23 protein-coding genes, 1 pseudogene and 1 riboswitch are annotated in these 24,805 nt (G+C 69.2%); of the genes and pseudogenes, 13 read left to right on the top strand and 11 right to left on the bottom strand.

What is annotated here, in order from left to right; all coding sequences use genetic code 11:
• The first annotated feature begins 6 nt into the window (after positions 1-6).
• The gene (locus tag E8D38_RS05040; protein WP_140626626.1) at positions 7-1,284 is read left to right on the top strand and encodes a PEP-CTERM sorting domain-containing protein; all 1,278 of its coding nucleotides are present in this window, start codon (positions 7-9) and stop codon (positions 1,282-1,284) included.
• Here the strand turns inward: E8D38_RS05040 and ruvB are convergent.
• The 4 genes from ruvB to E8D38_RS05020 form a co-directional block, all read right to left on the bottom strand.
• Positions 1,229-2,299, bottom strand: a complete 1,071-nt coding sequence (gene ruvB, locus E8D38_RS05035; RefSeq protein WP_140626625.1) for a Holliday junction branch migration DNA helicase RuvB — start codon at positions 2,297-2,299, stop codon at positions 1,229-1,231. The genes E8D38_RS05040 and ruvB overlap by 56 nt on opposite strands.
• Before the next feature lie 36 nt (positions 2,300-2,335).
• The gene (gene ruvA / locus E8D38_RS05030; RefSeq protein WP_140626624.1) at positions 2,336-2,911 is read right to left on the bottom strand and encodes a Holliday junction branch migration protein RuvA; all 576 of its coding nucleotides are present in this window, start codon (positions 2,909-2,911) and stop codon (positions 2,336-2,338) included.
• A gap of 83 nt (positions 2,912-2,994) precedes the next feature.
• Positions 2,995-3,660 carry a response regulator gene (locus E8D38_RS05025; RefSeq protein ID WP_140626623.1) on the bottom strand — a complete coding sequence of 222 codons (666 nt, stop codon included), beginning with the start codon at positions 3,658-3,660 and terminating at the stop codon, positions 2,995-2,997.
• A gap of 91 nt (positions 3,661-3,751) precedes the next feature.
• On the bottom strand, positions 3,752-5,641 hold the full coding sequence (locus E8D38_RS05020; RefSeq protein WP_181178931.1) for a sensor histidine kinase: 1,890 nt from the start codon (positions 5,639-5,641) through the stop codon (positions 3,752-3,754).
• Between the two features lie 82 nt (positions 5,642-5,723).
• On the opposite strand from E8D38_RS05020, the gene E8D38_RS05015 reads away from it, so the two are divergent.
• Both E8D38_RS05015 and ybeY read left to right on the top strand, forming a co-directional pair.
• A complete protein-coding gene (locus tag E8D38_RS05015) occupies positions 5,724-6,695 on the top strand; it encodes a PhoH family protein (protein ID WP_140626732.1) in 972 nt (323 codons plus the stop codon).
• On the top strand, positions 6,695-7,138 hold the full coding sequence (gene ybeY, locus E8D38_RS05010) for an rRNA maturation RNase YbeY (RefSeq protein ID WP_140626622.1): 444 nt from the start codon (positions 6,695-6,697) through the stop codon (positions 7,136-7,138). The genes E8D38_RS05015 and ybeY overlap by 1 nt, the downstream gene beginning before the upstream one ends.
• A gap of 196 nt (positions 7,139-7,334) precedes the next feature.
• Here ybeY and E8D38_RS05005 read toward each other — a convergent pair whose 3' ends face one another.
• The gene (locus tag E8D38_RS05005) at positions 7,335-8,516 is read right to left on the bottom strand and encodes a class I SAM-dependent rRNA methyltransferase (protein WP_140626621.1); all 1,182 of its coding nucleotides are present in this window, start codon (positions 8,514-8,516) and stop codon (positions 7,335-7,337) included.
• A 197-nt stretch (positions 8,517-8,713) separates the two neighbouring features.
• Between E8D38_RS05005 and E8D38_RS05000 the strand changes: the two genes are divergently transcribed.
• From E8D38_RS05000 to E8D38_RS04970, 7 genes and pseudogenes are all read left to right on the top strand, one after another.
• Entirely contained in the window at positions 8,714-10,045 is a 1,332-nt protein-coding gene (locus E8D38_RS05000) for an ABC transporter substrate-binding protein (protein ID WP_140626620.1), read from the top strand.
• A 202-nt stretch (positions 10,046-10,247) separates the two neighbouring features.
• Entirely contained in the window at positions 10,248-11,099 is an 852-nt protein-coding gene (locus tag E8D38_RS04995; protein WP_140626731.1) for a carbohydrate ABC transporter permease, read from the top strand.
• Between the two features lie 121 nt (positions 11,100-11,220).
• Positions 11,221-12,039, top strand: a pseudogene (locus tag E8D38_RS04990) (carbohydrate ABC transporter permease).
• Positions 12,040-12,091: 52 nt separating this feature from the next.
• Positions 12,092-13,126 (top strand): ABC transporter ATP-binding protein, encoded by a 1,035-nt coding sequence (locus tag E8D38_RS04985; RefSeq protein WP_140626619.1) that lies wholly within the window; start codon positions 12,092-12,094, stop codon positions 13,124-13,126.
• 38 nt (positions 13,127-13,164) lie between these two features.
• Complete coding sequence (gene dalD, locus E8D38_RS04980; protein WP_140626730.1) at positions 13,165-14,553, top strand: D-arabinitol 4-dehydrogenase; 1,389 nt, start codon at positions 13,165-13,167, stop codon at positions 14,551-14,553.
• Entirely contained in the window at positions 14,550-15,335 is a 786-nt protein-coding gene (locus E8D38_RS04975; protein ID WP_140626618.1) for an L-iditol 2-dehydrogenase, read from the top strand. The genes dalD and E8D38_RS04975 overlap by 4 nt, the downstream gene beginning before the upstream one ends.
• Positions 15,335-16,282, top strand: coding sequence for an AraC family transcriptional regulator (locus E8D38_RS04970; RefSeq protein ID WP_140626617.1), 948 nt, complete (start codon positions 15,335-15,337; stop codon positions 16,280-16,282). The genes E8D38_RS04975 and E8D38_RS04970 overlap by 1 nt, the downstream gene beginning before the upstream one ends.
• 8 nt (positions 16,283-16,290) lie before the next feature.
• Here E8D38_RS04970 and E8D38_RS04965 read toward each other — a convergent pair whose 3' ends face one another.
• Genes E8D38_RS04965 through E8D38_RS04945 form a run of 5 tightly spaced genes read right to left on the bottom strand, consistent with a single transcriptional unit; the run spans position 16,291 to position 20,557 of the window.
• Positions 16,291-17,223 (bottom strand): tyrosine recombinase XerC, encoded by a 933-nt coding sequence (locus E8D38_RS04965; protein WP_140626616.1) that lies wholly within the window; start codon positions 17,221-17,223, stop codon positions 16,291-16,293.
• Positions 17,223-17,897 carry a DUF484 family protein gene (locus tag E8D38_RS04960; RefSeq protein ID WP_140626615.1) on the bottom strand — a complete coding sequence of 225 codons (675 nt, stop codon included), beginning with the start codon at positions 17,895-17,897 and terminating at the stop codon, positions 17,223-17,225. Before E8D38_RS04960 ends, E8D38_RS04965 begins: the two co-directional genes overlap by 1 nt.
• Before the next feature lie 16 nt (positions 17,898-17,913).
• Positions 17,914-18,777 (bottom strand): diaminopimelate epimerase, encoded by an 864-nt coding sequence (gene dapF / locus E8D38_RS04955; RefSeq protein ID WP_140626614.1) that lies wholly within the window; start codon positions 18,775-18,777, stop codon positions 17,914-17,916.
• Between the two features lie 38 nt (positions 18,778-18,815).
• Positions 18,816-19,691, bottom strand: a complete 876-nt coding sequence (locus E8D38_RS04950; protein WP_140626613.1) for an LpxL/LpxP family acyltransferase — start codon at positions 19,689-19,691, stop codon at positions 18,816-18,818.
• Positions 19,688-20,557 carry a lysophospholipid acyltransferase family protein gene (locus E8D38_RS04945; protein ID WP_140626612.1) on the bottom strand — a complete coding sequence of 290 codons (870 nt, stop codon included), beginning with the start codon at positions 20,555-20,557 and terminating at the stop codon, positions 19,688-19,690. The genes E8D38_RS04950 and E8D38_RS04945 overlap by 4 nt, the downstream gene beginning before the upstream one ends.
• A 170-nt stretch (positions 20,558-20,727) precedes the next feature.
• On the opposite strand from E8D38_RS04945, the gene metK reads away from it, so the two are divergent.
• From metK to E8D38_RS04930, 3 genes are all read left to right on the top strand, one after another.
• On the top strand, positions 20,728-21,891 hold the full coding sequence (gene metK / locus E8D38_RS04940; RefSeq protein WP_140626611.1) for a methionine adenosyltransferase: 1,164 nt from the start codon (positions 20,728-20,730) through the stop codon (positions 21,889-21,891).
• A gap of 110 nt (positions 21,892-22,001) precedes the next feature.
• A complete protein-coding gene (locus tag E8D38_RS04935) occupies positions 22,002-22,634 on the top strand; it encodes a DUF2238 domain-containing protein (protein WP_140626610.1) in 633 nt (210 codons plus the stop codon).
• Complete coding sequence (locus tag E8D38_RS04930) at positions 22,631-23,725, top strand: DNA glycosylase AlkZ-like family protein (RefSeq protein WP_140626609.1); 1,095 nt, start codon at positions 22,631-22,633, stop codon at positions 23,723-23,725. The genes E8D38_RS04935 and E8D38_RS04930 overlap by 4 nt, the downstream gene beginning before the upstream one ends.
• Before the next feature lie 7 nt (positions 23,726-23,732).
• Here E8D38_RS04930 and E8D38_RS04925 read toward each other — a convergent pair whose 3' ends face one another.
• Positions 23,733-24,539 (bottom strand): HAD-IIB family hydrolase, encoded by an 807-nt coding sequence (locus tag E8D38_RS04925; RefSeq protein ID WP_140626608.1) that lies wholly within the window; start codon positions 24,537-24,539, stop codon positions 23,733-23,735.
• A 158-nt stretch (positions 24,540-24,697) separates the two neighbouring features.
• Positions 24,698-24,769: riboswitch (S-adenosyl-L-homocysteine riboswitch) on the top strand.
• Positions 24,770-24,805 lie beyond the last annotated feature (36 nt).

Raw genomic sequence — 24,805 nt, 5'->3', positions numbered from 1 at the left:
CAGCAAATGCATCGTTTCACCGTGCGCGCATGGGCCTGCGGGCTCTTCGTGATGTGGACAGCATCGTCCCAGGCCCAGGCCCAGGCCCAGGCCCCCGCGTGGACCAGTACCGAGATCAACGTCCTGGCAGGTACTTCCAGCGTGTGGTTCGCGGACTTCAACAATCGCGGCGAACTCATCGGCCAGGCGTATGGCTCAGGCGTCTCGGGTTCGTTCTTCTACAGCGCGGGGCAGATGTCGCTCATCCCCGCCTTGCCGGGCAGCAGTTCCAGTGCCGATGCGATGCATCTGAACGACCTCGGCCAGGTCATCGGCCATCAATATGGCGCCGGCGGCTTTCTCTACCAGAACGGCCAGACCCGCAGTCTCACGGTGGACGGACAGCCCGCGGTGAGTGCGCTGGCGATCAACAACCGCGGCGATGTGCTGACCAGCCGCTACGTCTACAACAACGGGCGGGTGCGCGGCTACCTGGACCCGAGCTTCGTTCCCGCGAGCATCAACGAACAGGGCCACGTCGCCGGGACCATCAGCACTGCAGGCGGCCGCCAGGTGGCCATCGACACCGGCAGCAGCCTGCGTTCATTCGGGCCAGTGGCGACCGATGTGGCGGTGCGCGACATCGACGAAGCGGGGCGGGTGGCCGGCAGCATCAACCGTACCGCCACCGTTTTCGACGCCCAGGGCCAGGCCATCTCGATCGGCCGGCTGGGTGGACTCGACAGCAGCGCTGACAACATCACCCGCTGGGGCGACGTGATCGGCGAGGCGAACTACAGCGTGTCGGCAGACAAATACCCGACGAACCACATCTTCCTGTGGCGCGACGGTGCCGTGCACGACATCACTGCCGACTTCAACTTCGACGGCCGCAGCGCCTATTCCGCCTTCGTGATCGACTCGAACGAGATCGGACAGATGCTCGTGCAGGCCTGGTTCCGCATGGACGAATGGCTGGTCAATCAGGTCTACCTCTGGAACCACGGAGAGGTCACCGATCTCAGCAGCCTCATCCGCTCGGCGGGTGGGCCCTATCTCGGGCTGGCGCACGGCGCCCATGGCTCGCCGATCCTCAACGACGTCGGCCAGATCGCAGCACATGCGTGGACGGCCAGTGAAACCGTCGTGCCGATCATCCTGACGCCGGTGCCCGAGCCGCAGATGCTCGCCTTGCTGGGCGCCGGGCTGCTGGCGCTGGGCGTGCTGCAGCGCCGGCGCAGAGGCCTCGCTAGCCCTCGAACAGATCGCCCGGGCCTGCCGCAGCCGACGTGCGCGGCGGCGTGAGTCCCAGGTGCCGCCACGCGGCGAGCGTCGCGATGCGCCCGCGCGGCGTGCGCTGCAGATAGCCCTGCTGGATGAGGTAGGGCTCGATCACGTCCTCGATGGTGTCGCGTTCTTCGCCGATGGCGGCGGCGAGGTTGTCCAGTCCGACCGGGCCGCCGTCGAACTTGTGGATCACCGCCTCGAGCAGCTTGCGGTCCATGATGTCGAAACCTTGCGGGTCCACGTCGAGCATGGCCAGCGCCTTGTCGGCGATGGTCTTGCTGATGCGGCCGTCGCTCTTCACCTCGGCATAGTCGCGCACCCGCCGCAGCAGCCGGTTGGCAATGCGTGGCGTGCCGCGCGAGCGGCGCGCGATCTCGGTGGCACCTTCCGGGTCGATGGCGGCGTTGAGCAGCCCGGCCGAGCGGGTGACGATGCGCGAGAGCTCTTCGGCCGTGTAGAACTCCAGCCGCGCCACGATGCCGAAGCGGTCGCGCAGCGGGTTGGTCAGCATGCCGGCACGGGTGGTGGCACCCACCAGCGTGAAGGGCTGCAGGTCGAGCTTGATCGACCGGGCCGCAGGACCCTCGCCGATCATGATGTCGATCTGGTAGTCCTCGAGCGCCGGGTAGAGGATCTCCTCGACCACCGGCGAGAGGCGGTGGATCTCGTCGATGAAGAGGACGTCGTTGCGCTCGAGGTTGGTGAGGATGGCCGCGAGGTCCTTCGGCTTCTCGAGCACCGGGCCGGAGGTCTGGCGCAGGTTCACGCCCAGCTCGTGGGCAATGATGTGGCTGAGGGTCGTCTTGCCGAGGCCGGGCGGGCCGAACAGCAGCACATGGTCGAGCGCTTCGGCGCGCTTCTTCGCCGCGCCGATGAAGATCTCGAGCTGCTCGCGGGCCTTGGACTGGCCGACGTATTCGTCCAGCAGCTTGGGGCGCAGCGCGCGCTCCAGCGCCTCTTCGTTGGGCGAGGCGGGCGCAGCGCTCACCACGCGGCGCGGCGGCGGGGCGAAGTCGTCGGTCTGGATGGACATGGTGGTTGCGGATTATCCGGCGGCAGCCCAGGCGGCCTATCGGGCCAGCGACTTGAGCGCGAGCTTGATGCCGTCGCTTACGCCCACGTCCTTGGGCAGCGCCTTGAGTGCCAGTGCCGCTTCCTTCTCGGAATAGCCGAGCGCGATGAGCGCCTGCAGCACGTCGGCCTGCGCATCGCTGGCCACGCTGGCCGGCGTGGCGGAGAGTTCGGCGCCCAGCTTGCCCTTGAGTTCGAGCAGCAGGCGTTCGGCCGTCTTCTTGCCGATGCCCGGGATCTTCACCAGCCGGCCGGCTTCCTGCAGGCTCACCGCCTGCGCGAGCTCGGCGACCGACAGGCCCGAAAGGATGGACAGCGCGGTGCGCGGGCCGACGCCCGAGATCTTGATGAGCTGGCGGAAGGTGGCGCGCTCTTCGGTCGTGAGGAAGCCGAACAGGATCTGGGCATCCTCGCGCACGATGAAGTGCGTGAGCAGGGTGACGCGTTCGCCGAGGTTGGGCAGGTTGTAGAAGCTGCTCATCGGCACGTCGACTTCGTAGCCGACGCCGTTGACGTCGATGAGCACGAGCGGGGGCGTTTTTTCCGCGATGACGCCGGTGAGTCTGCCGATCATGGGGCGGGATTATCGGGTTGCGGCCGCCCCGGAAACAGCGACGCGCCCACGAGGGGCGCGCCGGGTCGCGGTCGTGCGCCGCCTTATCGGCGGAACAGGCCCAGCCGCTGCGCCTCCAGCGCCGCCTCGGCACGGGAGCTCACGTTGAGCTTGCGGTAGATCTGCTTCACGTAGTCGGCGATCGTGTGGCGCGACAGGTTCAGCTGCTGGCCGATCTCCGGCAGCGTGAAGCCCTTGGCCACCCGCAGCAGCACCTCGTTCTCGCGCTCGGTGAGCTGCACCGCGGGCAGGTCGTGCGGGCTCGGCGCCGCCGGCTGCTGGCGAGCGGCCTGCGAGGTGAAGTACTGGATCACGCGCCGCGCGATCGACGGCGACAGCGGCGGCTCGCCCTGGGCGATGCGCTGCAGCTGTTCGGCCAGCTGTTCACGGGCCTGTTCCTTCAGCAGGTAGCCGAAGGCGCCTGCCTGCAGCGCCGGGAACAGGTGGTCGTCGTCGTCGTGGATGGTGACCACCACCGACTGCGCTTCGGGCTGGGTCTCGCGCAACGCGGCCACCACGTCGACGCCGGACCCGTCGGGCAGGCCCAGGTCGATGAGCGCCACGTCGAATCGCATGGCGGAGATCATCGACAGCGCGTCGCTCACGCGGGCGCATTCGGAAATGCGGGCCTGGGGAAACACCTGCAGTGCCAGCGCCTTCAGCCAGGTGCGGATTTCGGGCAGGTCTTCGAGCAGCAGGATCTGTTTCATGATGGCGACCTCATTCTTGCCTTGCGGCTGCTCCCTGAGCGGCCATGGTAGCAGCGGCGTTTGGTACGGCGGATTGTGACTCTAGGGGTTACTACAGGGGAAGCGTGAGCCGGATCACGGTTCCGTAGCCCGGCCCGGACTCCACCAGGCACTGGCCGTGCAGCTGCTTGGCGCGCTGCTTCATGGTGGACATGCCGTGGCCCCGGTCGAGCTTGCCGTCGAGCTCGAGCGGGATGCCGTGGCCGTTGTCCTGCAGCACGAGCTGGAAGTCGTCGACGTCCACGCCGCAGTGCACGTTGCAGTGCGACGCGCCGCTGTGCTTGATCATGTTGCTGACGGCCTCGCGCACGATGCGGGTGGTCTGCACGTACGCCCGGGCGGCCAGCGTGCGGTCGCCGGTGTCGGGGAGCGAATCCCAGTCGACCTCGATGCCGGCCTGCCCGAGCCGCTGCACCACCTCGGCCCGCCAGTCGGCCAGCGCATCGGACAGCCGCACCGGCTTGCCGGTGATGCCGCGCACCGACAGCCGCATTTCCTCGAGCGCTTCGCGCGCCAGCGTGGAAATGCGCTCGTTGTCGCTGGTGTGCACGATGGTCAGCAGCTTGGCGCCCAGGTCGTCGTGCAGGTCGGCGGCGATGCGCTTGCGTTCCTTCTCGGCGATCTGCTCGCCGCGCTGGTCGGCCATCAGCGCGAAGTTGTGCTCCATCTCGGAGGTGACCTCGCGCACCCGCTGCTCCAGCGCCGCCTTGGCGCCCTCCGCGGCGCGCAGCGCCTGGGCGAAGGTCTGCACGAGACGCAGGCCCACCACGCAGAACAGCAGCGGCAGCATGAAGTGGATGACGTGGATCTGGGCCAGGTCGAGCAGCCGGTACTGGATGGCCAGCTCGGTGCCCACCAGCACCACCAGCACCCCCAGCAGGAAGCTCATCAGCCAGAACTCCTGCCGCTGCACCCGCCAGCTGGCCCACAGGAAGGCGGCCGCGGCGGCGGCGATCTGCAGGCCGAACAGCGTGTACCAGAGGGTGGACACCGAAAACACCCGGTTCGTGCCGCCCAGCGCAAAGCTCATCGGCACCAGCAGGCACTGCACCCACAGCAGCCGGTCGACCGTGCGGGTGCTGAACAGGCCGCCATAACGCAGCAGGAAGAGCACCGAGCACACCATCACCGGGGCCGACAGCACGCAGATCAGGATCTCGACGGCCACGTTCGACAGCCCCACGTCGGCCCACCACAGGCGCATGCCCAGCAGCGCGCCGCCGATCGCCACGAGGCCGAAGTACAGCAGGTAGCTCAGGCGCCGCACCCATGCCAGCGCCAGCAGCAGCACGCCCAGCACCACGAGCATCACCGCGATGATCTTGGGCACCGTGATGTTCCAGAACACCTGCCGCTCGTGCAGCGCCCGCATCGCCGGCAGCGAGCCGATGGTCACCGCCGACAGGCCGGCGGCGCGCTGGCGGGCGCTCACGCGGTTCAGGGGCGACCCGGCCACCTGCACGTCCAGGCGGTTGTCCTGCGCCTTCAGCAGGCCGTTGGGCAGCGTGACCAGCTGCGAGTGGTAGCAGTTGCGGGTCACCGGATCGCGCATGCGGCCGCCGCTGTAGATGAGGTGGCCGTTCAGGTGCACTTCGGCGTTGGAACACGCCCGCTCGATGTAGGCCGCCAGCAGCGGCGCATGCAGCCGGGTGGTGTCGAAGCGCAGCCGGTACCACACCGAGCCCTCGTAGCCGGGCCGGGTTTGCGCCCAGTAGTCGGGCAGCGTCACCGACAGCGTGGGCTGGTCGGCCGGGAAGGTCTCGGCTGCGCTGGTGACCGCCAGCGCCTGCGCCACCGTGACCGACTCCTGCGCGTCGGCGGCCACCGTGGCGGTGCAGGCCGAAAGGCCCGCGAGCGCGGCCAGGGCCAGCAGCATCGCCAGACCGCGGCGCAGCAGGCTGGCCGGGCCAGGCAGGGCAGGTGGCAGGGACGGGCGCGGCATAGGGGCAGGATTGTGCAGGATGCCTGCGCCGCGACCTACCCAGGCGACAATGCCGGCTTCGCCTCCTGCCGGTGCCTTGCCAGTGATCCTGCGCCACGCCTTCATCCCGCTCGACAACAACCGCCTCGCCCACCTGTGCGGCACGCTGGACGAGAACCTGCGCGCCATCGAGGCCGGGCTCAACGTCGCCATCACCCGGCGCAACGAGTCGTTCCGCATCGAAGGGGCCAAGCGCCCTGCCGAGCGCGCGGTGGCGCTGATGCAAAGCCTGTACGACCGCGCACGCCGGCCCATCAAGGCCGAGGACTTCCAGCTGGCGCTGCTCGAGGCGCAGCAGGGCGCCGCCGATCCGTCCGCGGCGGCCGCAGCGGCAGACGGCGAGGGCGACGAGATCGTGCTGCGCACGCGCCGGGCCGACCTGGCCGGGCGCACGCCCAACCAGCAGGTCTACCTGCGCAACATCCTCGGCCACGACATCACCTTCGGCATCGGCCCGGCCGGCACCGGCAAGACCTTCCTCGCGGTGGCCTGCGCCATCGACGCGCTGGAGCGCAGCAGCGTGCAGCGCATCATCCTCACCCGCCCCGCGGTCGAGGCCGGCGAGCGCCTGGGCTTCCTGCCCGGCGACCTCACGCAGAAGGTGGACCCCTACCTGCGCCCGTTGTACGACGCGCTCTACGACCTGATGGGCTTCGACCGCGTGACCAAGGCCTTCGAGAAGGGCACGCTCGAGATCGCGCCGCTGGCCTTCATGCGCGGGCGCACGCTCAACCATGCCTTCGTGATCCTCGACGAGGCGCAGAACACCACGCCCGAGCAGATGAAGATGTTCCTCACCCGCATCGGCTTCGGCTCCAAGGCCGTGGTCACCGGCGACGTGAGCCAGATCGACCTGCCCAAGGGCCAGAAGAGCGGGCTGATCGACGCCGAGCGGGTGCTGCGCCGGGTGCGCGGCATCGCGATGACGCGGTTCACCTCAGCCGACGTGGTGCGCCACCCGCTGGTGGCGCGCATCGTCGAGGCCTACGACGCGGCGGGCCGGCGGGAAGACTGATGGCGAAGCCCGAGCTTTCGCTGTCGCTGCAGTTCGCCGACGCCAGCCACCGCGAGCACCTGCCGCGTCACAAGGTGATGCGCTGGATCCGCGCCGCGCTCGAAGCGCCGGCCGAACTCACGGTGCGCATCGTCGGCGCCGAAGAGGGCCAGGTGCTGAACCGCGACTACCGCCAGAAGGACTACGCCACCAACGTGCTCACCTTCGACTACGCGCACGAGCCGGTGGTGGTGGCCGATCTCATCATCTGCGCGCCGGTGGTGGCCAAGGAAGCCCGGGCCGAGAGGAAGACGCTCGAAGCCCATTACGCCCACCTGCTGGTGCACGGCACGCTGCATGCGCAGGGCTACGACCACGAAGCCGACGACGAGGCCGAGGTGATGGAAGCGCGCGAAACCGAGGTGATGCTGGCGCTCGGGTTCAAGGACCCGTACCGGCGCTGAGCCGGCATCGGGGGCTTCGATACCTCAGCCCGAACGGACGCAGAGGCAGGCGTGCGATCTGTGCAGATGCACCCTGACGGCAGACCACGGACGGTATGAAGGTGAAGGACGCGGGCCGCCGCGCCGGGCCGCCCCAAGCAAGGCCCGCCCCCTCTTGGAGGGGTGGCCGGTGTACCCGCCGGCCGGGGTGCCAACATCACCGCTTGATCAGCATCAACCCCTTCAGGTATTCGCCTTCCGGGAAGTTGACCGTGGTCGGATGGTCGGGTGCCGCCTCGAGGCGGCGCACCAGGTAGGCATCCACGCCCGCATCGAGCCCGGCGCCGGCCACGATCTTGTGGAACAGCTCGGCGCCGATGCCGCCGGAACACGAGAACGTGAGCAGCACGCCGCCCGGCGCCAGCAGCTTGAAGGCCAGGCGGTTGATGTCCTTGTAGGCGCGCGACGCGCGTTCGGCATGCGCGGCGGTCGGCGCGAACTTCGGCGGGTCGAGCACGATGGCGTCGAACTGCTGCTCTTCCTTCAGCAGGCGGCGCAGCGTGCCGTTCACGTCGGCGTCGAGCGCTTCGTGGCGGCTCGGGTCCAGGCCGTTGCGCAGCACGTGCTCGCTGGCCCGCGCCAGCGCCGGCGCCGACGAATCCACGCTCACCACCCGCTCGGCGCCGCCGGCCAGCGCCGCCACCGAGAAGCCGCCGGTGTAGCTGTAGCAGTTGAGCGCGGACTTCACGCCGAAGTGCTTCACCACGTCGGCGAACAGCTTGCGGTTGTCACGCTGGTCGAGGTAGTAGCCGGTCTTGTGGCCCTCGGCAACGTCGAGCCCCAGCTGCCAGCCGTGCTCGCGGATGGTGAGCTCGGTGGCGCCTTCGCCGCGCAGCCAGCCGGCGCGCGGCTCCAGCCCTTCGAGGCCGCGCACGCCGGAGTCGGAGCGCTCGTACAGCCGGGTGAGACCGGTGGCGGCCAGCAACGCGTCGGCGATCACGTCCTTCCAGCGCTCGGTGCCGGCCGAGAGGAACTGCGCCGACAGCGTGTCGCCGTACCGGTCGACGATGAGCCCCGGCAGCCCGTCGGCCTCGCCGTGGATGAGCCGCACCGCGTCGCTGGGCACCGCCAGGCGCTTGCGGAAGGCCAGCGCCTCCTCGATGCGGCGGGCGAAGAAACCGGCATCGATGCGCTCGGCCTCGTCGAAGCTCCAGGCCCGCACGCGGATCATCGAGGTCGGGCTGAACGCCGCCCAGGCGAGGAAACGGCCGTCGGCGGCCTCCACCCGCACGGTTTCGCCGGCGTCGCCGCCGCCCTTGGCGATGCTGCCCTGGAACACCCATGGATGGCGCCGCAGCAGCGAGCGCTCCTTGCCTTCACGCAGTCGGATCACTTTCATGGCCAGGATTGTCGCCGCCCGGCTTCGATACGCTTCTGGCAGGAGTTCGGGTAATTCCTAGCCGGCCTGCGCAAAGAAGTATCGAACTGGCTGGCTCGCATATCAAACGATGCATGGCGTGACCGCTACCTTTGAGCCACGTTGCAACGCGTGCCTTCCATTCGTTTCGCAGAAATCAACGACAGGAGACAGACACCATGACGCCGAAGCTGAACCAGGCTTCCCGATTCGCTCCCCTCTTCGTGCTCGCGGCGCTGGCCGCGGCCGGCCTGCCGGCCCATGCCGCCACCGAGCTGGTGATCGCCACCGTGAACAACGGCCACATGATCACGATGCAGAAGATGACCCGGCACTTCGAGCAGGCCAACCCCGACATCAAGGTGAAGTGGGTGACGCTCGAGGAAGGCGTGCTGCGCCAGCGCGTCACCACCGACATCGCCACCAAGGGCGGGCAGTTCGACGTGATGACCATCGGCATGTACGAGACGCCGATCTGGGGCAAGAAGGGCTGGCTGAAGGAGATCGCGCCCGATGCCGGCTATGACGTCGACGACCTGCTGCCGGCCATGCGCGGCGGCCTGTCGGTGGACGGCAAGCTGTACGCATCGCCCTTCTATGGCGAAAGCTCCATGACCATGTACCGCGCCGACCTGGTGAAGGCGGCAGGCGCCACCATGCCCGAGCGGCCCACCTGGGAGCAGCTGCGCGACATCGCCGCGAAGATCCACAACCCCGGCAAGGGCGTCTACGGCCTGTGCCTGCGCGGCAAGCCGGGCTGGGGCGACAACATGGCCTTCCTGTCGACCATGGTCAACACCTTCGGCGGCCAGTGGTTCGACATGAGCTGGAAGCCGCAGATCAACACCAAGCCCTGGAAGGACGCGGTGGGTTTCTACGTCGACGCGATGAAGAAGTACGGCCCACCCGGCGCCTCGGCCAACAGCTTCAACGAGAACCTCGCCCTCTTCAACGAGGGCAAGTGCGGCATGTGGATCGACGCCACCATCGCTGCCTCGTTCGTGAGCGACCCGAAGCAGAGCAAGGTGGCCGACAAGGTGGCGTTCGCGCAGGCGCCCACGGCCGTCACGCCCAAGGGTGCCAACTGGCTGTGGGCCTGGGCGCTGGCCATCCCGGCCGGCTCGCAGAAGGTGGACGCGGCGCAGAAGTTCGTGAAGTGGGCCACCTCCAAGGACTACGTCAAGCTGGTGGCCAAGGAAGAGGGCTGGGGCGCGGTGCCCACCGGGACCCGCAAGTCCACCTATGCCACGCCGGAGTTCCTGAAGGCGGCGAAGTTCGCCGAGGCCGAGAAGAAGGCGATCGACACCGCCAACCCGAACGACTCCACGCTGCCGAAGAGCCCGTACGTCGGCGTGCAGTTCGCCGCCATTCCGGAGTTCCAGGCCATCGGCATCGCGGTGGGTCAGCAGATGAGCGCGGCGTTGGCCGGCAAGGTCACCGTCGATCAGGCACTCGCCACCTCGCAGACCGCGGCCGAGCGCGAAATGAAGAAGGCTGGCTACTACAAGTAGTGACTGGTGACTTGTGACTGGTGACTGGTGACTGGTGACTGGTGACTGGTGACTTGTGGTCCTCTGGGCGCCGCGGACGCGGCGCCCGTTGACGGAGCTTTCGATGCCTACCACCCTTCGTTTGTCGGGCGCTGAAGACGTGCTGCCCGTGGCCGACCCGCGCCCGCAAGCCGCGCCGCGCGAGGCGGCACGGCCGAACCGCATGCTGCAGCGCCTGCTGCTCGCGCCGGCGGTGGTCACGCTCTTCCTGTGGATGATCGTGCCGCTGGTGATGACGCTGTACTTCTCGGTGGTCCGCTACAACCTCATGCAGCCGGGCGAGCGCGACTTCATCGGGCTGGCCAACATCGAGTTCTTCGTCACCGACCCGGACTTCGGCCCGGCCGTCTTCAACACGCTGCTGCTGCTGGGCAGCGTGATCGCGATCACCGTGGTGCTGGGCGTCCTGCTCGCGCTGCTGGTGAACGAGCCCTTCCCGGGGCGCGGCATCGTGCGGGTGCTGCTCATCTCGCCGTTTTTCGTGATGCCCACGGTGAACGCGCTGCTGTGGAAGCACATGATGATGAACCCCATCTACGGCGTGCTTGCGCAGGTGTGGCAGTTCTTCGGCGCGCAGCCGGTCGACTGGCTCACCGACCACCCGCTGTTCTCGGTGATCGTGATGGTGGCGTGGCAGTGGCTGCCGTTCGCCTGCCTGATCTTCATCACCTCGCTGCAGTCGCTCGATCGAGAGCAGATGGAAGCCGCACGCATGGACGGCGCCAATGCGCTGCAGCGCTTCTGGTACCTGGTGCTGCCGCACCTGGGCCGGCCGATCGCGGTGGTCATCATGATCGAGATGATCTTCCTGATGAGCGTGTTCGCGGAGATCTTCACCACCACCGGCGGCGGCCCGGGCAATGAAAGCACCAACGTCGCCTTCCTGATCTTCAAGCAGGCGCTGATGAACTTCGACGTCGGCGTGGCCTCGGCCGGCGCGCTGTTCGCGGTGGTGCTGGCCAACATCGCGGCGGCCTTCCTGATTCGCCTGATCGGCAAGAACCTGGACCGATAGGGCGGTGAGATGACCCCGCCCCTCACCCCAACCCTCTCCCCTTCGGGGCGAGGGAGTCGCCCCCTCTCCCGCGAGCGGGAGAGGGCTGGGGTGAGGGGTGCCACATCGCGGAGACCTCGATATGAATGAAAAGCTGCCCCTCGTCGCCCGCACCGTCACCGCCTGGGCCGTCACGCTGCTGATCTTCTTCCCGCTCGGCTGGCTGGTGCTCACCGCGTTCAAGACCGAACTGCAGGCCATCCACGTGCCGCCGCTGGTGGTGTTCGAGCCGACGCTCGCCAACTTCACCTAAGTGCAGGAGCGCAGCGACTACCTGCTGTTCGCGAAGAACTCGCTCATCACCAGCGTGCTGTCCACCGTGCTGGGCCTGCTGATCGCCGCGCCGGCGGCGTATTCGATGGCCTTCTTCCGCACGCGCCGCACCCGCGACCTGCTGATGTGGATGCTGTCCACCAAGATGATGCCGGCCGTGGGCGCGCTGATCCCGGTGTACGTGATGGCGCAGACCGCCGGCATGCTGGACTCGATCGCGGCGCTCACCATCGTCTTCACGCTGAGCAACCTGCCGATCATGGTGTGGATGCTGTATTCGGGCTTCAAGGACATCCCGCCCGACATCCTCGAAGCCGCGCGCATGGACGGCGCGAACGTGTGGAGCGAGTTCCGCTACGTGGTGTTCCCGCTCGGCGTGGGCGTGCTCGCCTCCACCGGCCTGCTGTGCCTGGTGCTGAGCTGGAACGAGGCCTTCTGGTCGCTCAACCTCACCTCGGCCAAGGCCGGCACGCTGGCGGTGCTGATCGCCTCGTATTCCAGCCCCGAGGGCCTGTTCTGGGCCAAGTTGTCGGCCGCCTCGCTGCTGGCCATCGCCCCCATCGTCGTGTTCGGCTGGTTCAGCCAGAAGCAACTGGTCCAGGGCCTCACCTTCGGGGCCGTGAAGTGAAACCGCCCCCTTACACGCCTGCTGCTGACCTACTGAAGGGAAGGTATTGACCATGGCATTCCTCGAACTCCACGGTGTCGAGAAGTACTTCGGCGAACACCGCGCCATCAAGGGCATCGACCTGTCCATCGAAAAGGGCCAGTTCGTCGTGTTCGTCGGCCCCTCGGGCTGCGGCAAATCCACGCTGCTGCGGCTGATCGCCGGGCTCGAGGGCATCGACGGCGGCAAGCTCCTGCTCGACGGGCGCGACATCACCCGGCTGCCCTCGGCGAAGCGCGACCTCGCGATGGTGTTCCAGAGCTACGCGCTGTACCCGCACATGAGCGTGTTCGACAACATGTCGTTCGCGCTCAAGCTGGCCGGCGTCGAAAAGGCGGTGATCCGCCAGAAGGTGGAGCGCGCGGCCGAGATCCTGAACCTCGGGCCCTACCTGCAGCGCACGCCGCGCGAGCTGTCGGGCGGCCAGCGCCAGCGGGTGGCCATCGGTCGCGCCATCGTGCGCTCGCCCAAGGTGTTCCTGTTCGACGAGCCCCTGTCGAACCTGGACGCCGCGCTGCGCGGGCAGACCCGTGTGGAGATCGCAAAGCTGCACCGCGAGCTGGGCGCCACCACCATCTACGTCACGCACGACCAGATCGAGGCGATGACGCTGGCCGACCGCGTGGTGGTGCTGCGCGACGGCGCGGTCGAGCAGGTCGGCTCGCCGCTGGAGCTGTACGACCGGCCGGCCAACCAGTTCGTCGCGCAGTTCATCGGCATGCCGTCGATGAACGTGCTGCCCGCGGCGGCGCTGCCGGCGTTCTCGTCGCTCACCGGCGGCCGGCTGCCCGGCGACGGCTTCCTGGGCGTGCGGCCCGAGGGCGTGCATGTGCGGCCGGCAGGCCAGGGCACGGTGCAGGGCCGCGTCGAACTGATCGAGGCGCTGGGCGCCGACACGCTGATCTACGTGGACGTGGGCGGCGTGTCGCTGGTGGCGCGCCAGAGCGAGCGCACGCCGCTGGCGCGAGGTGACGCCGTCGGGGTCGAGCTCGACCCGGCGGTGCTGCATCTGTTCAACCATGAGGGCCGCGTCGTCGCGCCCGCCTGACCAACGTGACCCACACCGACCCCCGACCCGGCCTGGTGATGCTGCACCTGGGCCTCGGCTCCTTCCACCGCGCCCACCAGGCGGTGTACCTGCAAAGGCTCATCGACGCCGGCGACACGCGCTGGTCGCTGGCCGGCGGCAACCTGCGGCCCGACATGCCCGAGACCATCGCCGCGCTGCAGCGCCAGGCCGGGCAATACCTGCTCGAGACGGTGTCGCCCGACGGCGAGCGGCGCTACGAGCACATCGGCTCGATCCGCCGCGTGGTGCCCTACGAGCCCGGCCTGGCCGGGCTGGCGGCGATCGCGGCGTCGCCGGCCACACGCATCATCTCGTTCACCGTCACCGAGGCGGGCTACTACCTCGACGCGAAGAACCACCTCGACCTCGGGTACGCCGACCTCGCGGCCGACCTGGACCGGGCGCGCCGCGGCGAGGCCGGGCAGACGCTATACGGCGCCCTGTTCACGCTGCTGCGCGCACGCCGTGACGCCGACGCCGGCCAGGTGACGCTGCTCAACTGCGACAACCTGCGCCACAACGGCGAACGCTTCAACCTGGGGCTGCAGCAGTTCATCGAGCTGGCCGGCGACGCCGCGCTGCTCGACTGGGTGCAGGTCAACACCACCGCGCCCAACGCGATGGTCGATCGCATCACGCCGCGCCCGGCGCCCGAGGTGCGCCAGCGGGTGAAGGCCGCCACCGGCGTGGACGACGAGGCGGCGCTCATGGCCGAGAGCTTCATCCAGTGGGTGATCGAAGACGACTTCTGCAACGGCCGGCCCGAATGGGAAAGGGTGGGCGTGCAGATGGTCGAATCGGTGGTGCCGTACGAGGAGGCCAAGATCCGCATCCTCAACGCGAGCCACAGCTGCATCGCCTGGGCCGGCACCTTGCTGGGCCTGCGGTTCATCCACGAGGGCACGCGGCACGAGGCGGTGCGCCGGCTGGCGTTCGACTACGTGACCGACGACGTGATCCCCTGCCTGCACACACCCGAGCGGCCGAGCCCCATCGACCTGGCGGCCTACCGCGACGTGGTGCTCGACCGCTTCTCGAACCCGGCCATCTGCGACACCAACCAGCGGGTGGCGATGGACGGCTTCGCCAAGATCCCGGGCTTCATCGCGCCCACCGTGCGCGAGCGCCTCGGGCGCGCCGAGGGCATCGCCAGCGTGGCCATGCTGCCGGCGCTGTTCCTGGCCTTCCTGCAGGCCTGGCATCGCGGCGAGCTGCCCTACGAGTACCAGGACCAGGGCATGGATCCGGCCGTGGGCCATGCCATCTGCAGCTCGGGCGACCCGGTGGCGGCCCTGTGCGCCGATGCGGTGCTGTGGGGGCCGCTGGCAGGCGACCCGAGGCTGGTTGCTGCCGTGCGCCATGCCACAGGACGGGTGGCCAACTTCATGAAGGAGCATCGACGATGAGCGGACGACTGCAGGGCCGGCATGCCCTGCTCACCGGCGCGGGCGGCGGCATCGGCCTGGCCGTGGCCGAGGCCTACCTGCGCGAAGGCGCGCGCTGCACCATTGCCGACCTGGCCGGCGAGCCGAATGCCGCCGTGCAGGCCCTGGCCGCGCGCCATGACGGCGCCCTGCGCTATGCACGCGCCGACGTGGCCCGCAGCGGCGACGTGGCGGCACTGGTCGCGTCGGCCGCCGCGGCCTTCGGGCCGGTGGACGTGCTGTTCAACAACGCGGCCGTCTTCGACATGGCGCCGCTGCTCGACAGCGACGAGGCCATGTACGAGCGCCTCTTCGCCGTCAACGTGAAAGGCATGTTCTTCACGATGCAGGCGGTGCTGCGGCAGATGGTCGAAGCCGGCGTCAAGGGGGCGGTGGTCAACCTCGCCTCGCAGGCCGGCCGCCGGGGCGAGGCGCTGGTGTCGCACTACTGCGCCACCAAGGCGGCGGTGATCAGCTACACGCAGAGCGCGGCGCTGGCGATGGCGCCGCACGGCATCCGGGTCAACGCCATCGCGCCGGGCGTGATCGACACGCCGATGTGGCGGGACGTCGATGCGCTGTTCGCGCGCTACGAGGGCCTCGCGCCCGGCGAGAAGAAGGTGGCGGTCGGCAAGGCCGTGCCGCTGGGCTACATGGGCGCCCCGCAGGACATCGCCGGCGCGGCAGTGTTCCTGGCCAGCGCCGAGGCCTCGTACATCACCGCACAGACGTTGAACGTCGACGGCGGTAATGTCATGAGCTGATGGCCTCCGCCCGCGATCGTCACCTGCCGCGCCAGCGCCAGCCCGAGCTGGAGCACGACTACGCGCGCTCGACCTCGCTGGGCTACGAGGCGCCCGAGACCGGCGTCGTGCGCTGCCTCTCGCACGGCTTCCCGACGCCGCTGGCGCGCTGGCACTTCCACGACGAATACGAGCTGCACCTCATCGTGGCCACTTCCGGCAAGGCCTTCGTGGGCGACTGGATCGGCCCCTTCCAGCCCGGCCACCTGGTGCTCACCGGCCCGCGCCTGCCGCACAACTGGATCTCGATGGACCTGCCCGAGGCGGGCGTGGCAGAGCGCGACCTGGTGATCCAGTTCGCCCATGAGCCGATCGAGCGGGCGGCCGAGCAGATCCCGGAACTGGCCGAGGTGCTGCCGATGCTGGAGCGGGCGAAACACGGCATCGAGTTCTTCGGGCTGTCGCAGCGGGCGCACGAGCACTGGCAGCGGGTCAAGGCGGCGCGCGGCATCCAGCGCTTCGGCGCGTTCTGCGAATACCTGGCCGACCTGGCTCGCTGCACCGACTACCGGCTGCTGTCGGCGGTGCAGATGCAGGGCGCCGACGACGACGCCCAGATGGACCAGATCAACGCCATCGTGAGCCGCATCACCGAGCACATCGCCCAGCCGGTGTCGCTGGCCGACGTGGCGGCCGAGCTGGGCATGAGCGAAAGCCGCTTCTCGCGCTTCTTTCGCCGTGCCACCGGCAACAACTTCACCGACTTCGTGAACCGGGTGCGCATCAACCGCGCCTGCCAGCTGCTGATGGAAACCGACCGCTACGTCACCCACATCTGCTACGAGGTGGGCTTCAACAACGTGGCCAACTTCAACCGGCGCTTCCTCGAGATCAAGGGCATGACGCCGAGCGAGTTCCGGCGCCAGGCCGACCACCGGTTCGGCGGCGGTGGAGCCGCGCCCGGCTGACGCAGCCGTCAGGACGACCGCTTGGCCCTCGGATGGGCCGCGTCGTACACCTTGGACAGGTGGCCGAAGTCGAGCTTGGTGTAGACCTGGGTGGTCGAGATGTGGGCATGGCCCAGCAGCTCCTGCACCGCACGCAGGTCGCCGCTGGACTGCAGCAGGTGGGTGGCGAACGAGTGCCGCAGCATGTGCGGGTGCACGTGCGTGGGCAGCCCGGCGGCCAGTGCGCGGCGCTTCAGGCGCGAGCGCACCTGCGAGGCGGTGAGCCGGGTGCCGCGGTTGCTGACGAAAAGCGCCGGCTCCCCGGGCAGTGCGAGCTGCTCGCGCACCGAGAGCCAGGCGTCGAGCGCCTCGAGCGCGGCCTTGCCGGCGGGCACGCTGCGGCGCTTGCTGCCCTTGCCGAGCACATGGGCGTCACCGCTGTCGCGGTCGATCCAGCCGGCGGCGCGGTCGCTCGCATGCACGTCGAGCGCCACCAGTTCGCCCACCCGCAGGCCGCCGCCGTACAGCAGCTCGACCATGCAGCGGTCGCGGGCGTCGAGCAGCGGGTCGGTTTCCTGGTCGTGGTGGTCGGCCAGCAGCATCGAGTGCTCCACCGACAGCGCCTTCGGCAGGGGCTTGCCCGCCTTGGGCGCGCGCACGCCGTCCACCGGGTTGAGCTTGACGGCGCCTTGCCGGCCGAGCCAGCGGTACAGCCCGCGCCAGGCGGCCAGGTGCAAGGCGATGCTGCGCGGCGACAGGCCCGCGCCATGCAGCTGGGCGGCCCAGCGGCGCACGTGGTGCACCTGCACCTCGCGCAGCGGCACGCGCGCTTCTGCGGCGTGGGTTTCGAGCCGGGCCAGCGCGTCGCCGTAGATCGCCAGCGTGCGCTCGGCGAGCCGCCGCTCGACCTTCAGGTGCTGCAGGAAGCAGCCGCTGTCCGGGTCGGCGGGCGGCTTCGTCATCACACGGGCAGCAGCCGGTTCAGGCCGGCGCTGGCGATCTCGCCGATGCGCATCAGGAACTCGGTACCCATGTCCGCCGTGTAGCGGGTCGGGTCGGGCGAGCCCAGCACCAGCAGGCCGAAGGCCGGCATGCCGACCGCGTTGCGCAGCGGAATGAGCGCGAGCGACATCACCGTGCCGGGGTCGTCGAGCCAGGCGGCGGCTTCGAAGCCGGAATTCACGCCGCAGTACGGCAGGCCCAGGCTGGAGGTGAAGCTCTTGACGTCGTCGCTCACCGCCTGGGCGAACGGCAGCTTGTCGAAGGCGTCGGCCGCGCCCCACACCCGGATGCCGGCCTGCGGGATGAGGAACTGGTGCTTCAGCTCATTCACCAGCACCTGCGGCAGGTCGCTCGGGTTGGCGGTGAGCATCATCGCGCGCGTCCAGCGGTGCAGCTTGTCGGCAATGGCCATGTTCTCCTGGCCGTTGCGGATCATCTCGACGATCTTGAGCTCCAGCCCGCGGATCTTCTCGCGCAGCATCTCCATCTGCCGCTCCTGCAGCGACACGGCCCGGTTGCCGTGCGGGCTGGTGAGCTGCACGCTGGCCAGCAGCTCGGCATGGCGCTCGAAGAAGCCGGGCGTGTTGGCCAGGAAGCTGGCGATGTCGTCTTCGGTGATACCTTGGATGGTCATGTGTCGGGTCAGGGGTTCAGAGGTTCGCGGGCAGCTCGATCTCGCCGTCGAAGACGCGCACCGCCGGGCCGGTCATGAGGACGGGCGCCTCGCCGCCGGCCCATTCGATGGACAGGCGGCCGCCGCGGGTGTCGACGTCCACCTGGGCGTCGAGCCAGCCGAGCCGGATGCCGCTCACCACCGCCGCGCAGGCGCCGGTGCCGCAGGCCAGCGTTTCGCCGGCGCCGCGCTCGTAGACGCGCAGCTTCACGTGGCGGCGGGTGAGCACCTGCAGGAAGCCGGCGTTGACCTTCTTCGGGAAGCGGCTGTGGCCTTCGATGGCCGGGCCCAGCTCGGCGACTGCGGCGGTCTCGACGTCGTCGACCCGCTTGACCGCATGCGGGTTGCCCATCGACACCACGGCGATCTCGACCGCACGGCCGGCCACCGCCAGCGGCCACAGCTGAAAGTCGTTGACCACGCGCGGGTGCAGGCCGCGGGCGTCGAAAGGGATGCGCTGCGGCTCGAAGATCGGCGCCCCCATGTCGACCGTGACGCGTCCGTCGCCCTGCAGGCGCGGCTCGATCACGCCGCTCAGGGTCTGCACGCGGATGGTGTCCTTGTCGGTGAGACCGGCATCACGCACGAAGCGCACGAAGCAGCGTGCGCCGTTGCCGCATTGCTCGACCTCGCTGCCGTCGGCGTTGACGATGCGGTAGCTGAAGTCGAGGCCCGGCGCAGGAGAGGGCCCCACGATGAGCACCTGGTCGGCGCCGATGCCGAAACGGCGGTCGGCCAGGAAGCGGTATTGCGCCGGGCTCAGCTCGAGCGCCTGTCGCGTGGCGTCGAGCACGACGAAGTCGTTGCCGGCGCCTTGCATCTTGGTGAAGCGCAGTTTCATGGGGCTGGATTATCGTCGTTGGGGCCTGGAAGCCGCGCTCAGTACAGGCTGGGTTCGCCGGCCGGGCGCGTCTTGAAACGCTTGTGCACCCACAGGTACTGCGCCGGGTGCTCGCGGATCTCCTTTTCGATCCAGCGGTTCATCTGGGCGGTGTCTGCCACCGGGTCGTCGGTCGGAAAGTGATCCCACGGCTCCAGGAAACGGATGCGGTAGCCGCGGCCGCCCGGCAGGATCTCGCCCACCACCGGCTGCACCGTCATGTTGAGCGCACGCGCCATGCGCGAGGGCGCCAGCAGCGTGGCGGCCGGCACGCCGAAGAACGGCACGAAGGCGGCGTCGCGCTCGCCGAAGTCCATGTCGGGCAGGTTGAAGAAGCCGGCGCCGGCGCGGATGGCGCGCATCAGCGGCCGCGCGGTTTCGTTGCGGGCAAAGATCTCGGCATTGCCGAAGCGCAGCCGGCCGCTGCGCATGGCCGCGTCGAACACCGGGTCGCTCTGAGCCTGGTAGATCGAGGCCCCCGGCCGCCTGATGTAGAGCTGCACGGCAGCACCCACCACGTCGAGCGCCATGAAGTGCGGACACAGCCACATCACGGCGCCGTTGTGCCGGTCGGCGAAGCTCACCGAGCCTTCCACATGGATCAGCCGCTTCAGCCGCTCGGGCGAGGCGTACCAGAGCAGCCCGCGCTCCAGGATGCTGCGGCCCAGCAGCTTGAAGTGTTCGCGCGCAAGCGCCTTGCGCTCCTCGGCGGGCAGCTCGGGCAGGCACAGCTCCAGGTTGCGCAGCGCGATCCGGCGGCGCGAACGGCCCAGCCGCCACAGCAGCGCGCCCAGTCCCCGGCCTACTGCCGCCTGCACCGAGAGCGGCAGCCAGTGGAACAGCCACAGCAGCCCGAGCACCAGGCGGCTGGTCATGAGGTCGCATCCGCCGCGGGCAGCGAGCGCGGCGCCTTGTAGCGGTGGTAGCCCCACAGGTATTGCTGCGGCGACTGCAGGATGAGCTGTTCCATGGCGCGGTTGATCACGGCGGCGGATTGTGCCGGGTCCGCGTCGGCCCCCGGCAGCGGCTCGGCCAGCGGCGAGACATGGATGACGTAGCCGCGCCCGTTGGGCAGCCGTTCGGCGCGCAGCAGCAGCAAGGCGGCGCCGGTCTGTTGCACCAGCCGCGACGCCAGCGTCATGGTGTAGGCCGGCTTGCCGAAAAACGGCGCCCACACGCCCAGGCCGTCCGGGGGCACCTGGTCGGGAAGCAGGCCCACGGTTTCGCCGCTGCGCAATGCGCGGATCATCTGGCGCACGCCGGCCAGGGTGGCAGGCGCGGTCTTGAGCCCGGGGCGGTTGCGCGACTCGTCCATCAGCGGGCGCAGCCAGGCCTTGCGCGCCGGGCGGTACAGCGCCGTCATCGGGCCGAACCGCGGGCTGAAGCGCTCGGCATAGGCCTGCGCGGCCACCTCGAAGCAGCCCAGGTGCGGCGTCAGCAGCACCAGCCCGCGGCCGCCGGCGTGGGCCTGCTCGATCAGTTCGGGTTGGCGCCACCGGGCCCGTTCACCCAGAGGTTCGCCCTGGGGGCGCATCCACAGGTAGGGCAGCTCGGTCACCATGCGGCCGGCCGCGCCGATGGCGCCGCGGGCCTGCCGCCACGGCACGCCGGCCTGTGCGACGTTGGCCTTGAAGCGCTGCCGGTAGGTGGGGGACAGCCAGTAGGTGAGCCAGCCCATCGGGGTGCCCAGTGCGTGCAGCAGCCAGAGCGGGCAACGGGCAATCAGACGTAAGACGTGCATCTTTGGGGGTAACGATTGCGGGCAGGCCGGTACAATGCCGCGCTACATCGCCGAGTTAAGGAACAACTTGCGGGGCGATTCACAAATGCTGCTAAAGCGTTCGCCGCTCCCGGAAGGTTCAAGGCTCGGCGACACGCAGATCGACCGACAACCTGCTGGAGTTTATTGAAGTGGCGAACGACTTTCTCTTCACGTCCGAATCCGTGTCCGAGGGCCACCCTGACAAAGTGGCCGACCAGATCTCCGACGCGATCCTCGACGCGATCTTCACGGTGGACCCGCGCTCGCGCGTGGCGGCAGAAACCCTGTGCAACACCGGCCTCGTGGTGCTGGCCGGCGAGATCACGACCAATGCGCACGTCGACTACATCCAGGTCGCGCGCGACACCATCAAGCGCATCGGCTACGACAACACCGAATACGGCATCGACTACAAGGGCTGCGCCGTGCTCGTGGCCTACGACAAGCAGAGCAACGACATCGCCCAGGGCGTGGACCACGCCTCCGACGACTACCTCAACATGGGTGCGGGCGACCAGGGCCTGATGTTCGGCTACGCCTGCGACGAAACGCCCGAGCTGATGCCCGCGCCCATCTACTACGCCCACCGCCTGGTCGAGCGCCAGGCCCAGCTGCGCAAGGATGGCCGTCTGCCCTGGCTGCGCCCCGACGCCAAGAGCCAGGTGACGATGCGCTATGTCGACGGCAAGCCGCACAGCATCGACACCGTGGTGCTGTCCACCCAGCATGCCCCCGAGATGGAGCAGAAGGCCATCCACGAGGCGGTGGTCGAGGAAATCATCAAGCCGGTGCTGCCCAAGGACTGGCTGCAGAACACCCGCTACCTGGTCAACCCGACCGGTCGCTTCGTCATCGGCGGCCCGCAGGGCGATTGCGGCCTGACCGGCCGCAAGATCATCGTCGACACCTACGGCGGCGCCTGCCCGCACGGCGGCGGCGCCTTCTCGGGCAAGGACCCGTCGAAGGTGGACCGCTCGGCTGCCTATGCCGCGCGCTACGTGGCCAAGAACATCGTCGCGGCCGGCCTGGCGCGCCAGTGCCAGATCCAGGTGGCCTATGCCATCGGCGTGGCCAAGCCGATGAACGTGACGGTCTACACCGAAGGCACCGGCGTGATCTCGGACGAGAAGATCGCCCACCTGGTGAGCGAGTTCTTCGACCTGCGCCCGAAGGGCATCATCCAGATGCTCGACCTGCTGCGTCCGATCTATTCCAAGACGGCGGCTTACGGGCACTTCGGCCGCGAAGAGCCGGAGTTCAGCTGGGAGAGGACTGACAAGGCTGCCGCGCTGCGTGCAGCGGCCGGCCTGTAAGGCCGGCCGGAGCCACAAGGCTGCGTGCACAGAGAACAAGGCGGCTTCGGCCGCCTTTGTCGTTTGTGACGGTCACCGTGACGCGTGGCGATCTGGCAGCATCGCGGCCCATGCAGAACTCCCTTTCCACGCTGTCTCCCCGCTCCCTCTGGCTCTACGCTGCCACCACCCTCGCCCTGCTGGTGTGGTCCGGCATCGGCGCCTACGAACTGCCCACCTGGGCCATGGAAGTCGCGCCGGTCGTCATCGCGCTGCCCATCCTGCTCGCCACCCACCGGCGCTTTCCGCTCACCACGCTGCTCTACGCGCTGATCCTGCTGCATTTCGCTGTGCTGATGCTCGGCGGCCACTACACCTATGCGCGCGTGCCACTGGGCTTCTGGATGCAGGAATGGTTCGGCTTCGAGCGCAACCACTACGACCGCATCGGCCACCTGATGCAGGGCTTCGTGCCGGCCATCGTGGCGCGCGAACTGCTGCTTCGCCTCACGCCACTGCAGCGAGGCGGTTGGCTGTTCACGCTGGTCACCGCCACCTGCCTGGCCATCAGCGCGCTCTACGAACTGATCGAATGGGGCGCCGCGGTGGCGCTGGGCTCGGGCGCCGATGAATTCCTGGGCACCCAGGGCGACCCCTGGGACACGCAGAAGGACATGTTCATGGCCTGGCTGGGCGCCATGGCGGCGCAGCTGCTGCTGGCCCGATGGCACGACCGGCAGATCGCCCGGCTGGCACGGCCATGAGCCGGATTCCTTCGCTGGACGACCTGCGCCGCTATGCCGTGGCGCGCACGCTCTTCGCCCCCACCACGCTGGGGCGCGCGATCGGGCGGCTCGGTTTCGTGCAGGCCGACCCGATCCGCGCACCGGCGCGGGCGCAGGACCTCACGCTGCGCCACCGGGTGAAGGACTACCGGGCCGGCGACCTGGAGCGTCGCTATCCGAAGCTTCCGATCGAGGAGGACTTCTTCGTCAACTACGGCTTCCTGCCGCGCGAGCACCTGGCGCTGATGCATCCGCGCACCGCGCACCGCGTGTGGGATGCGGCCACCCGCCGCCGGGCGGCCGACGTGCTGGCCTTCATTCGCGAGCACGGGCCGAGCCACCCGAAAGCGGTGCAGGCTGCGTTCGACCACGGCCGCACCACCAACTACTGGGGCGGCTCTTCGAATGCCACCACCCACCTGCTCGACGGCATGCACTACCGCGGCATGCTGCGGGTGGTGCGGCGCGAGGCGGGCATCCGGGTGTACGACGTGGTGACGCATGCGGGTGACGAGCGCTCGCCTCAGCAGAAGGCCCAGGCCCTGCTCGAGCTGGTGGTGGCCAAGTACGCGCCGCTGCCCTCGCGCAGCCTGGGCCAGCTGGCCTACCACCTGGGCGGCGGCGCCCCGCAGCTGGAGCCCGAGCTCAAGCGGGCGCTGGCGGCGGCGCGAGCGAGCCTGCCGCAGGCGAGCATCGACGGCGTGACCTGGCTGTGGACGCCCGGCGAGAACCCGAAGTCCGTCCGACACGAGCCGGACGAGGGCATCCGCCTGCTGGCGCCCTTCGACCCGATCGTGTGGGACCGGCTGCGTTTCGAGCTGCTGTGGGGCTGGGCCTACCGCTTCGAGGCGTACACGCCGGCACCCAAGCGCAAGCTCGGCTACTACGCGCTGCCGCTGCTGTGGCGCGACCGGGTCATCGGCTGGGCCAACATCACCGCCAAACACGGCGTCGAGAAGGCGGGCTTCGGGTATGTGTCGGGCCGGGCGCCTCGCGACGCGGCCTTCCGCCGCGAGCTCGGGGCCGAGCTCGAGCGCATGCACGGCTTTCTCGGCCACGACACCGAGTGAGCCGGCCTCAGCCCGAGGTGCGCGCAGCCAGCACGGCGCGCGCCACCTCGGCAAAGCCGGCGCCGCGTTCGGCGTCGGTCAGGTAGGCCGGCCACACGGTCAGCTGGTCGGCGAACCGCCGCAGGTTGGCCACACCCACGCTCAGCGGGAAGTGGGCGAACATGGCCTGGTCGTTGGTCGAGTCGCCCACGTAGACCCATGACGACGTCTCGTTCTCGAGGTCGCGGCCCAGCAGCCGCTGCACGATCCAGCGCGCACCCGACAGCTTGTTATGGCTGCCGTACCAGCCGTTGATGTGGATGGAGCTCACGGTGGCGTTCATGCCGGCCGCCTGCATCAGCGCCACCACCTGCTGTATCGCCTCGGGCGACAGGTGCGAGAACTCGCTGTGGTCGATGGCGATGTCGGTCACGCGGCCGGCGCTGTCGCGCGCCAGCGTGGCGCCGGGCACTTCGGCCAGGATGCGCCGGGCGGTGGCCTGCAGCCGCTGCGCATTGGTGGCCCGTGTGGCCTCGTCCTGCTCGTATTCGGTGACCAGCGTGCCGCCCTCCCGGAACAGCGCCACCGCACCGTTCTCGGCCACCACCGCGTCGATCGTCGTGTCGCGCGCCACCGGCACGCTCCAGCCCATCGGCCTGCCGGTGATGGCGATCACCGGCAGGCCGGCCTGGTGCAGCGCCGAAAGCGCGAGCAGCGCCTCGGGGCTGATCACGCCTTCGGTGGTGAGCGTGTCGTCGATGTCGGTGAGCACGCCGCGCACGCCGCGCAGCGCGGCGGCGGGGCAGGCGTGCCAGGGGTGGGCGAGTTTCGGCATGGCCGGCAGTCTGTCACGGAAAGCGAGCACCCCGGCCGGCGGGTACGCCGGCCACCCCTCCGCGAGGGGCGGGCCTTGCTTGGGGCGGCCCGGCGCGGCGGCCCGGGTGACATCCATCGGGACCCCACGCGGGTGAGGCGCCCGGCTACAATACGCGCCTTTCCGAGGAGCGTTGCAACCCCATCTGCGGGCCAGGCTCGGAACCTCATCTGCAACCGCGCTCACCCGCCGTGTGTCCTGCGTGGGTGAGTCTCCACAGAACTCCC

Source organism: Methylibium rhizosphaerae (assembly GCF_006386545.1).
GTDB classification, from domain to species: Bacteria; Pseudomonadota; Gammaproteobacteria; order Burkholderiales; family Burkholderiaceae_C; genus Pseudorivibacter; species Pseudorivibacter rhizosphaerae.
This window is presented reverse-complemented; position numbering and strand designations above follow the sequence as displayed.

Excerpts from the sequence above, each read along its gene's own strand:
- ybeY (WP_140626622.1), top strand. The coding sequence starts at position 6,695 with ATGGCGAAGCCCGAGCTTTCGCTGTCGCTGCAGTTCGCCGACGCCAGC.
- E8D38_RS05005 (WP_140626621.1), bottom strand. The coding sequence starts at position 8,516 with ATGAAAGTGATCCGACTGCGTGAAGGCAAGGAGCGCTCGCTGCTGCGG.
- E8D38_RS04970 (WP_140626617.1), top strand. The coding sequence starts at position 15,335 with ATGGCCTCCGCCCGCGATCGTCACCTGCCGCGCCAGCGCCAGCCCGAG.
- E8D38_RS04950 (WP_140626613.1), bottom strand. The coding sequence starts at position 19,691 with ATGACCAGCCGCCTGGTGCTCGGGCTGCTGTGGCTGTTCCACTGGCTG.
- dalD (WP_140626730.1), top strand. The coding sequence starts at position 13,165 with ATGCTGCACCTGGGCCTCGGCTCCTTCCACCGCGCCCACCAGGCGGTG.
- E8D38_RS05000 (WP_140626620.1), top strand. The coding sequence starts at position 8,714 with ATGACGCCGAAGCTGAACCAGGCTTCCCGATTCGCTCCCCTCTTCGTG.
- E8D38_RS05020 (WP_181178931.1), bottom strand. The coding sequence starts at position 5,641 with ATGCCGCGCCCGTCCCTGCCACCTGCCCTGCCTGGCCCGGCCAGCCTG.
- E8D38_RS05025 (WP_140626623.1), bottom strand. The coding sequence starts at position 3,660 with ATGAAACAGATCCTGCTGCTCGAAGACCTGCCCGAAATCCGCACCTGG.
- ruvA (WP_140626624.1), bottom strand. The coding sequence starts at position 2,911 with ATGATCGGCAGACTCACCGGCGTCATCGCGGAAAAAACGCCCCCGCTC.
- E8D38_RS04975 (WP_140626618.1), top strand. The coding sequence starts at position 14,550 with ATGAGCGGACGACTGCAGGGCCGGCATGCCCTGCTCACCGGCGCGGGC.
- E8D38_RS04995 (WP_140626731.1), top strand. The coding sequence starts at position 10,248 with ATGCTGCAGCGCCTGCTGCTCGCGCCGGCGGTGGTCACGCTCTTCCTG.
- E8D38_RS04960 (WP_140626615.1), bottom strand. The coding sequence starts at position 17,897 with ATGACCATCCAAGGTATCACCGAAGACGACATCGCCAGCTTCCTGGCC.
- E8D38_RS04930 (WP_140626609.1), top strand. The coding sequence starts at position 22,631 with ATGAGCCGGATTCCTTCGCTGGACGACCTGCGCCGCTATGCCGTGGCG.
- E8D38_RS04935 (WP_140626610.1), top strand. The coding sequence starts at position 22,002 with ATGCAGAACTCCCTTTCCACGCTGTCTCCCCGCTCCCTCTGGCTCTAC.
- ruvB (WP_140626625.1), bottom strand. The coding sequence starts at position 2,299 with ATGTCCATCCAGACCGACGACTTCGCCCCGCCGCCGCGCCGCGTGGTG.
- E8D38_RS05040 (WP_140626626.1), top strand. The coding sequence starts at position 7 with ATGCATCGTTTCACCGTGCGCGCATGGGCCTGCGGGCTCTTCGTGATG.
- E8D38_RS04945 (WP_140626612.1), bottom strand. The coding sequence starts at position 20,557 with ATGCACGTCTTACGTCTGATTGCCCGTTGCCCGCTCTGGCTGCTGCAC.
- dapF (WP_140626614.1), bottom strand. The coding sequence starts at position 18,777 with ATGAAACTGCGCTTCACCAAGATGCAAGGCGCCGGCAACGACTTCGTC.
- E8D38_RS04985 (WP_140626619.1), top strand. The coding sequence starts at position 12,092 with ATGGCATTCCTCGAACTCCACGGTGTCGAGAAGTACTTCGGCGAACAC.
- E8D38_RS04965 (WP_140626616.1), bottom strand. The coding sequence starts at position 17,223 with ATGACGAAGCCGCCCGCCGACCCGGACAGCGGCTGCTTCCTGCAGCAC.
- E8D38_RS04925 (WP_140626608.1), bottom strand. The coding sequence starts at position 24,539 with ATGCCGAAACTCGCCCACCCCTGGCACGCCTGCCCCGCCGCCGCGCTG.